Origin of the sequence: Microcystis sp. M53602_WE12, from assembly GCF_030065455.1 — a bacterium.
Classification (GTDB): domain Bacteria; phylum Cyanobacteriota; class Cyanobacteriia; order Cyanobacteriales; family Microcystaceae; genus Microcystis; species Microcystis aeruginosa.
In genome coordinates this window covers 1-7,865 of record NZ_JASJFB010000246.1, presented here as the reverse complement: position 1 = coordinate 7,865, position 7,865 = coordinate 1, and the positions used below count along the sequence as shown (strand labels likewise).

Below are 7,865 nucleotides of genomic sequence, written 5' to 3'. Positions count from 1 at the left end.
CTTATCTGGCAAGAGACTTAATTGATTAGTTCGCTCTAGAGCAAAAACAATTGACAAAAATCGCTAAATGCCTTTCTCTATAAGGGTTCCATCCCTTATAACCCCCGTCCATTGCATAACACAAACCGAAGAGCCAAAAAAAGTATTTTTTGCTAAGAATAAATCCTTCTCTAAATTATTAACGATTTTACCTTAGTTGTCAACAATTCTAGGCTTGACTGTATTATTCCTTCAGTTTGACCAGAAACAGCAAAAACCAGAGCTTCCATTAAGCAGGTATTATACCAATGAGTTGTAGTGAAAAGATGAGATTGAGTTGATTTCATTGATTAGACCTCTTGCAAAAGTCTTAAGTCGATCCTTGTACAGCAACATTTTTGAAGATTATCAACTACTAATAAATAATTAACTGAAAGTCCTTCCCATTATTGTTTCTATCGTTTGTTTTCGGATTTATGCAAGAGGTCTATTGACAATTGCCCCTAATAAATCTTCAAAATTTGATGCTATCCCAGCTATGGTATCCGCTTCAAACAAATCTTTTTTATACTTCCACCATAGCTGAATAACAGTTCCCGAAGGGGTATTTTTTTTCCAGAACAATACTCCTAAATCTACTCTTGCCATTGATAATTTAAGCGGTATGGGGGTGACATTCAAACCCGATAATTCTAAATGCTCTCTGGGAGCTTTTTGCAAAAAGTCTAAATACACTCTAAAAAAGCGTTTATTTCGCTCTATCGGCGGGTCAAAGGTTTTGGCGATTTGCTCAAAAGGGACATCTTGGTGAGTGATGACAGCAAGCATCTCCTGTTGAACCCGTTTTAATAGCTGGAAAAAGTCGTCATTTTCGCCAAAATCAAGCCTTAAAGCCAGCATTTTACCAAAATCTCCCATTACAGATGCAAATTGCTGCTGATTGCTATCAATCGCTGGAACGCCGATAACGAGACTTTCCTTCGGAGCGTACTGATGGAGTAAAAGTCCAAAGGTAGTGGCGATGGTGGTAAAAAAAGTCACTTTTTGTTTCTGACTCAAAGTTTCTAACTGAGTGGTCAGTTCAGGGAAAATCTCCATTTCTAGGGTAGCCGCCTGGAAGCTTTGCACCTCTGGTAGCGGTCTGTCAGTGGGAAGATTTAAAGGTTGGGGTTCTCGACTTAACCAATGTTGCCAATAGTCGCGCCTTATTTTTAGTCCTTCTTCTGTAAGAGATTGACGTTCGGCAATCACATAATCGCCATACTGTAGGGGTAATTCGGGCAAAGGAGAAGGGCTATCAGAGAGGAAAGTATCGTAGAGAAGGCTCAATTCTGGCATTAATATTTCCGAAGATTGTTCATTGGCCAGCATCATGTGTAAACCGATCAGCAAAATATGAGACGTTTCTGACAATTGTAGTAGATTAACAAACAACCAAGGATCTTTGTCCAGAAAAACTTGTTTTTTGATTTTTTCTGCGGTTATTCTTTCTATTTCTTGCTGTTGCTCTACTTCTGAGCGGTTTCGCAGATCAATAATTTCAAGAGCTATCTTTGTGTTGGGATAGACAACCTGCCTTAAAGAACCGTTGATTTCTTCTAATTTTGTTCTTAGAATTTCATGGCGACGAATAATCTCATTAAAACTTTTTTCCAAAATAGCTATATTAAGCTTTCCTTCCAGATGGAAGTAGTTAGGTAGATAATAAAAGCTACCTAAATGACGATAATCCCAAAATCGCTCTTGAGCAAAAGAGGGCGGATAATAACGAATTTCGTCGGCAGGTTGGAGATTTGTTGCTTCAATTCTGTTAAATGTTGATGATTTTTCTGACAGACAAGTTACTAATTCAGCAATGGTGGGTGACTGAAATAGGTCAAGCATCTGCAAGTTTTTATTCAACCCTTCTTGGATTCTATTCAATAAAACAATGACCTTGAGAGAATTTCCGCCTAACTCAAAGAAGTTATCATTAATACCGATTGGCTCTAGTTGCAGAACTTCAGACCACAAGTTCGCTAATATTTCTTCTTCTCGATTACGAGGAGCTACAAAATTAGCTTTATTACTGGTTAATATATAACTCGGTTTTGCCAGTTTTGACAAGGCCAGACGGTCTATTTTATCATTAGGCGTAAGGGGCAATTTGTCTAAAATACTGATGGCATTTGGCCTCATATATTCTGGCAATTTGCTTTTAATAAATTGACCGAGTTCTAATATTAATTGCTGCTTAAATTTAATCTCGATTGGATTATTGGCATAGGTAAATATATCTTCAATAGGAGAACTAATGGGAAAAATTGCTGGTTGGAATGGTGCGGATTTATGGCTAAAAACTAGATCATAATATCCTGTGGCATCGGTATTAATCCAGCTAATCTCTAGGTGATAAGGTAAGTCCTCCACAAGAGCCATTATCCGATCAATTTCTACCCCATGCTTCGGCTGCTTACCTAGCCACTGGTTTAGTTGCTTAAGTGAGTCGCTTTGATCAGCTTCTTCTAACCATTGTTGAACCTTAACTTCCTTGCTCAAACGAGCATTAGGAATACGAGAAATACCTAAATTTTTCGGTTGATCTTCAGTTAAAATACGTTTAACTTCGGCTAAGTTCAGTTGTTCTTTTTGCCAGTCTAACCAATCAATCTCTGTCAACGGTTCAACGGAACTATTGATAGATAAAATCGCCTCGTAACGAAAGCGAGTTAATTCATTATCATAAACCCCAGTTTTGGGTTTTATTTGCACATGAGTAATTTCAGGAAATTGTTGTTGAAGTGCTAGGAAGAAAAAGGGATGTAATAACAACTCTTCTTCTGCTTGTTGTTTGCGGGTAATTCTTTCTCGCAATTGGCAGGCAAGAACATGATCATTAGCTCGATAAGCTTCTACCGAAGTACAATAGGTTGGCAAAAGGGCTAAATTACGAATATCTCCAACAAGAATATGACCTCCTTTTTTAACCCGTTTAATCAACCCTTCTAAAACTTGCAGTAGGTAGGCGGTACTGGGGAAATATTGCAGCACAGAGTTGATGATAATAGTATCAAAACTTTCTGACTCCAATCCCGCTAAGTCATCGGCGCTTCTTTCCCACAAAGTTACATGATCTAAACCGCCTATTGTTTGCTGAATTTTCCGAATATGATCTAAAGCAGGACGAGAAAAATCAAGACCTACATACTCGGAACAATCGGGGGCAACTCGAGTTAATAATAATCCCGTACCGCAGCCAACTTCTAAAACTTTTTCTGGGTGTAACTCTTGAATGCTTTCAACGGTTTTATCCACCCATTCGTGCATTTCTTCTTTGGGAATTGGCTGTCCGTCATAACTACTATCCCAACCAATAATATTAAAAGTAAGATCACTTTGAATAGGGGTTTGACTGTCAGTTTGCTGATTAACAGTTTTCCAAAGAGCCAGATATTCTTGTTGAGTTTTTTCCTGTTCTAAGGAATCCTCAGAAGTTAGATGAGGAACGACATAAGCGATTAACTGTTTATCCCCTAATTGATCTTGGCTGAGGATAACCGCCGCCGAATCAATCGCCGAGTGTTGAATCAATACATTCTCAATTTCTCCTAGTTCTACCCGAAAACCTCTAATCTTAATTTGATTGTCAATGCGTCCTAAGTATTCAATGTCACCATCGGCTAAATAGCGACCCAAATCTCCAGTTTTATAAAGCCGTTCTGAGGGATTGAAAGGGTTATTGATAAAGTTTTCTTGGGTTAATTCTAGCTGATTGAGATAACCTCTCGCTAAACTAATACCAGCAATATATAATTCCCCTTGAGTTCCTTGGGGGACAGGCTGTAAATTCTGATCAAGAATATAGATTTGTGTCTGATTGATGGGACGACCAATAGGGACAGAGGTACAGTTTTCTGTTAATTTATAATTAGATAAATCACAATAGGTTGCTTCGACAGTGGTTTCTGTCGGTCCATAAGCGTTAATTAATTGGGGTACTCGGCGGAGTTTCCCAGTTTGTAGCATTTCTTCTATATATTGCTGCCATAGTTTGAGTTTTTCGGGTAATAAACTTTCTCCACCCACAAATAATAATCGCACCGATTCGGGGAAGGGTTCCTTAGTTCGTGCTAATTCGGTAATTAAAGCCTGCCAAAAAGCTGTGGGTAAATCTAAGATTGTCAGTTGCCATTCTCGACACTTTTGGATAAAGCTAGAAAATGAGCTTAACATCGCCTCAGTTCGCAAAAACACTGTGCCACCAACAGTTAAGCAAGGATAAATTTCCTCGACGGCAACATCAAAACTAATCGAGGCAAATTGTAAAATTTGATCGCTTTGACTGAGATTAGCAGTAGTCTTAACCACTTCAATAAAATTAACCACAGAGCGATGTTCAATCATCACGCCCTTGGGTTTTCCGGTGGAACCTGATGTATAGATAATATAAGCGAGGTTTTCGGGGTTAACTTCAATATCGGGATTTTCTGGCTTTTCCAGGGCAATTAGCCCCCAATCTTCATCCAATTTCAGAATTTTAACTCTCTGATTGTCCCCGAATTTACCGATTAAATAACTATTGGTGATTATGAGAGATAATTGAGCATCTTGTATCATATAATCCAAGCGCTCCGGTGGATAGTCGGGGTCGAGGGGAACATAGGCACATCCGGCTTTGAGAATAGCCAAAAGCGCCATCACCATTTCCGGGGAACGTTCCACAGATAAGCCAACGAGACTTTCCGATTTTAGCCCACATTTTTGTAAATAATGGGCCAGTTGATTGGCTTTTTGATTTAAGCTTTCATAGCTAATTTGCCGGTTTTCCCCAATCAGAGCTATCGCTTCAGGGGTGCGTTGTACCTGCTGTTCCAATAATTGATGAATAGATTGAGTCATGGGAACTAAAGTAATTTGATTTAACTCAGGTGCTATAGTTGGTTTAATTTGCTTGATCCTATTTTCCAAAGCGACGCTCGCGATTTTGAAACCAGTGGATAGCTTCTTCAATATCTGCCGGAGTTAGATCGGGAAAGAAGGTATTTGTAAAGTAGAGTTCACTATAACAACTCTGTAGGGGCATAAATCCAGATAACCGACATTCTCCAGAGGTCCGAATAATCAGATCTGGCGGCGGACAAAATTGATCCATTAGCTGATGAGGTTCGATCTCTTCAGGTTTAACCCCCTTTTCTACTAGGCGGCGAACTGCGCGGATTATCTCATCTTCACCACCGTAGTCTAGGGCAAAATTGAAGATGTGACCGGTCATTCCTTTGGTGCTATGCTCTACCTCCTCAACCATAGACAAGAGATTTTCAGGAAGGCGATCTTTTCTACCTAAATGTCGCAACTGTACTGAGTATTCACCCGATAAAGGCAATAAATAGCTGAGAAACTGACTAAAAACATCCATTAAGTTGTCAACTTCGCTATCGGAACGCTTCCAGTTTTCGGTGGAGAACAGCCACAATGTCGCGGCGTAAATTTCCTTATCCCAAAGCGTTTTTAATAGGGAAGGTGCCACCTCTATAAATGCTTTTCTGTGACCTTCTTGGGGAGATAAGCCCTGATTTTTTGCCCATCTTCTGTTACCGTCTGGAATGATGGCAATATGCTTGAGAGGTTTAGTAGAGATGTTGTTAGTCATAAAATTTTTCCTAATAAGGTTGAATTGAGTAGTTTGGTAAACAGAGCGGTATTTAAGTTTCTGGTTTAGAGTGGAGTAGCTTCAATTAAACTCTCTATAGACTCAGTATCAATAATTTTAGTTATTTGAAAGCCAGCCGTTTCTAACAATACCCTAAATTCCGATTCTGAGCGAATTTTTCCTGAACCTAGCATCCATAAATTGAGATCAGCTAAATTATCCTTCCAACGATTTTTGTGCAAAATTCGATCCACGATTAACAATCGAGAGGATGGGTCCATAGCCTGACGACAGTTTTTGAGAATTTCAAGGGCTTTTTGATCATCCCAATTGAGCAGAATTTTCTTCAATAAATAAATGTCTGCTTTAAGTAAAATGGGGTCAAAAAAGCTCCCAGAAATCAAACTACAACGGTCGATCACTCCCTCTTGTGTTAGTAGATATTTCCCCTGCTCAATACAATAGGGTTGTTCAAATAGCACCCCTTGAATCTGGGGATATTTTTGTAAAATAGCAGCCAGAAATTTTCCGTATCCTCCACCAATGTCTGCGACAATTTCCCCGACAGAAAAATCATAAGCGGCCAAAATCAGGGGGTTTTGAATTGCAGTTATATCAACCATTGCTTGATCAAAAACTTCAGCTTGATCGGAATTTTGTTGATGAAACTCTTCAATATTGACACCATACATAGACTCAAAAGCACCTTGACCTGTGGTTAAACTTTGAGTCAGATTTCCCCAACTAGCATAACTTTCTTCTATTTCCGCCATCAGAAAATTGCGAACAGTTCCCTGTTGCTTATCTCTTAAATAAGTTGCTAAAGCAGTGTTTTGGAAATAGTTGGGTTGGGTTTCTTCTAAAATCCCCAGACTGGTTAACGTCCGCAAAAAACGATAAAGTAAATCAGCATTAGTATGGGTTTCAGTGGCTAACTCTTGATAAGATTTTGTTCCATCGGCCAACAGATCAACAATTCCTAATTTGGCGGCCGCATAAATACATTGGCTAATCTGAAAACCCCTTATCATCTGCAAGACAGTGTCTCTATCAGACATTTGCCCGGGATTTTCTCGCTGAAGATTAAACATGATTGAATGAGCAAAGTTGAGATGGTTGTTAATGGAATGACTCTGGAGATATTTTTAGACGAAATAACTCTCGGGAAATTTTTCTGTAATCATCATAATCGCTTGCTTCTGAGAGAAAACACGATAGGTACGAGAAAAAAGTTTTTCTTCTGGACTGATTTGAAAATCCTCAGCCAAATCCCCCGCACGCTCTTGAGATAAATCAACGATTTCCTTAAAGGTTTCCATCCGATTTTCTAACCAAAGCTTACCAATGGGTTTTCCTGAATTGATTAATTCCTCTTGAAACTTGGTGTCTAGTCTATCAATAACAATAATAGACTCGGCATAAACTAAATTTTTTTGGCTGACTGTACTGCAAAGAAATATTTTTCTTTTGATAATTTTACTACCTTTTTCAAGATCTAAAACCGGCAAGTCTTCCTCTAAATATACCGCTTCTTCAGACAGTTTAACAATTGACATTTTTTCCAACAAATAAATCTCTAAAATGTCGGTCAGAGTCCCATCGGTTATTAAAATGATTCGCTGGAGTGTGCTTAACTCCGAAAGATTAAGAGGGGTTTTGCTAAAACTATTTTTTAGCAACTCGATTTTACACCGATTCGGTAGTTTCGCTGGCATCATGGCACAATTCCTTAATTTGCTGGATAGATTTAAAGTTAGCCCATCGATGTGCCTAAGCGCTCTCTGGATATCTTGCTATAACTGGGTAAACACAACCTTAAGCTGGACAATCTACTAAGTAGGTTGGTCTCATTGAATGTAAGACCCAGTGTGGGCGGTATGCTCCCATTACAGGTGGGTGCAAATCAATGGCACCCACCTACTTAGTTGTTTTGCCGCGGCGCTTTGATTAGATTCCCAACCACCACATATCGGGATCAACATCTTTTGCCTGGGTTTTGATCACCTCCTTGTGATCTCGGTGCCGGTAGGAAGACTGAGCTTGGTTAGCGGCATAATCCATGATGGCTTCATATTCGGCCTCCTCTTCCGTCGGCCAATGCAGAGGAGGAATAAAATTCTGGCTCTTCGTTACTTGTTATGGTTCGATAGGGGGGCATAAATCGACTAAATCCTTATCTGGCAAGAGACTTAATTGATTAGTTCGCTCTAGATAAAAAACAATTGACAAAAATCGCTAAATGCCTTTCTCTATAAGG

General features: G+C 39.2%; 4 protein-coding genes. All 4 read right to left on the bottom strand.

What is annotated here, in order from left to right:
* Positions 1 to 453 precede the first annotated feature (453 nt).
* The 4 genes from PX482_RS09020 to PX482_RS09005 all read right to left on the bottom strand — a co-directional run bounded on the left by PX482_RS09020 (position 454) and on the right by PX482_RS09005 (position 7,323).
* Positions 454 to 4,926 carry a non-ribosomal peptide synthetase gene (locus tag PX482_RS09020; RefSeq protein ID WP_002761483.1) on the bottom strand — a complete coding sequence of 1,491 codons (4,473 nt, stop codon included), beginning with the start codon at positions 4,924 to 4,926 and terminating at the stop codon, positions 454 to 456.
* Positions 4,916 to 5,608 (bottom strand): polyprenyl diphosphate synthase, encoded by a 693-nt coding sequence (gene uppS, locus PX482_RS09015; RefSeq protein ID WP_002761485.1) that lies wholly within the window; start codon positions 5,606 to 5,608, stop codon positions 4,916 to 4,918. Before uppS ends, PX482_RS09020 begins: the two co-directional genes overlap by 11 nt.
* Positions 5,609 to 5,673: 65 nt before the next feature.
* Positions 5,674 to 6,666: a methyltransferase gene (locus PX482_RS09010; RefSeq protein WP_288026184.1), complete on the bottom strand. Its 993-nt coding sequence runs from the start codon at positions 6,664 to 6,666 to the stop codon at positions 5,674 to 5,676.
* Between the two features lie 87 nt (positions 6,667 to 6,753).
* A complete protein-coding gene (locus PX482_RS09005) occupies positions 6,754 to 7,323 on the bottom strand; it encodes a chorismate--pyruvate lyase family protein (protein WP_223213048.1) in 570 nt (189 codons plus the stop codon).
* Positions 7,324 to 7,865: the final 542 nt, after the last annotated feature.

Coding starts and splice junctions, on each gene's coding strand:
- uppS (WP_002761485.1), bottom strand. CDS start 5,608: ATGACTAACAACATCTCTACTAAACCTCTCAAGCATATTGCCATCATT.
- PX482_RS09010 (WP_288026184.1), bottom strand. CDS start 6,666: ATGTCTGATAGAGACACTGTCTTGCAGATGATAAGGGGTTTTCAGATT.
- PX482_RS09005 (WP_223213048.1), bottom strand. CDS start 7,323: ATGCCAGCGAAACTACCGAATCGGTGTAAAATCGAGTTGCTAAAAAAT.